1 protein-coding gene is annotated in these 1,255 nt (G+C 42.5%); it reads left to right on the forward strand.

From position 1 onward, the window contains the following. Nucleotides 1-1,255, forward strand: a 1,255-nt coding sequence (locus Q8M88_RS06375) for a prolyl oligopeptidase family protein (RefSeq protein WP_305595527.1), incomplete at both ends; no start/stop codon positions are given.

Consider the following 1,255-nt stretch of genomic DNA (forward strand, 5'->3'; position numbering starts at 1 on the left):
CCACATTCTATGGGTTAAATTTTCGGGGTGCAGTTGGTACAAAGATGGATTCTTCTATAGCGCATACGATAAACCTGAAGTTGGTAGCGAACTTTCCAAATCGAATGAATTTCAGAAGGTTTACTTCCATAAACTGGGTACAGAACAATCGGCCGATCAGCTAATAGTAAATGATCCGGTCAATGCAAAGCGAATGTTTGGCGCTGGCTTAACTGACGACAAACGCTTCCTGCTGATTTCGAAAAGCGAAGGAACAAGCGGTAACGCACTTGATTTGAAAGACCTCAGTAAAGATAGAAGCGGTTTTGTCTGCCTGATGGAAAGCTATGAATATGATTTTAATCCGGTTGATAACAACGGCGATGAACTTTTTGTACTGACCAACTATAAAGCTCCAAAGTACCGTTTGATTAAGATCAACACCAACCATCCGGAAGAAGCAAATTGGGTGGACATAATTCCGGAGAAAAAAGATGTACTGCAATCGGTTCGTATGATTGCCGGGAAATTGGTAGTTAATTACATGACCGATGCTCACAGCAAAACAGAGGTTTATTCGTATGAGGGAGTTCCTGATCATGAAGTAAACCTTCCGGGAATCGGCACAGTAAGCGCTTTTTCAGGAAAAAAAGAAGAAAACATTGCCTATTACAATTATACCTCATTCAATACCCCTGGCGAAATCTACAAATACGATTTTACGACCAAGCAATCAACACTGCATTTCAGGCCTGAAGTCAAATTCAATCCTGACGATTTTGAAGTGAAACAGGAATTCTATACGAGTAAAGACGGAACAAAGGTTCCGATGTTTATCGTAAATAAAAAGGGAATTGAACTGAATGGCAGCAATCCTACACTGTTGTATGCATACGGAGGTTTCAACATCAGCCTGACTCCATCTTTTTCTGCTGCACGAATGGCTTTTCTTGAAAATGGTGGAGTATTTGTTATGGCCAACCTTCGGGGCGGCGGCGAATACGGTGAAGAATGGCACAAAGCCGGAACAAAACTTCAAAAGCAGAATGTATTCGACGATTTTATAGCGGCTGCCGAATACCTGATTTCGAAGAAATACACTTCCAGCAAAAAACTGGCCATTCAGGGAGGATCGAACGGAGGATTGCTGATTGGAGCGGCTACCAACCAGCGTCCCGAATTATTTAAAGTAGCGCTTCCTCAGGTTGGGGTTATGGATATGCTGCGTTATCACAAATTTACTATTGGCTGGGCCTGGGCAACTGATTTTGGAACC

The sequence above is a fragment of the Phenylobacterium sp. genome (assembly GCF_030693805.1).
GTDB lineage: Bacteria > Pseudomonadota > Alphaproteobacteria > Caulobacterales > Caulobacteraceae > Phenylobacterium.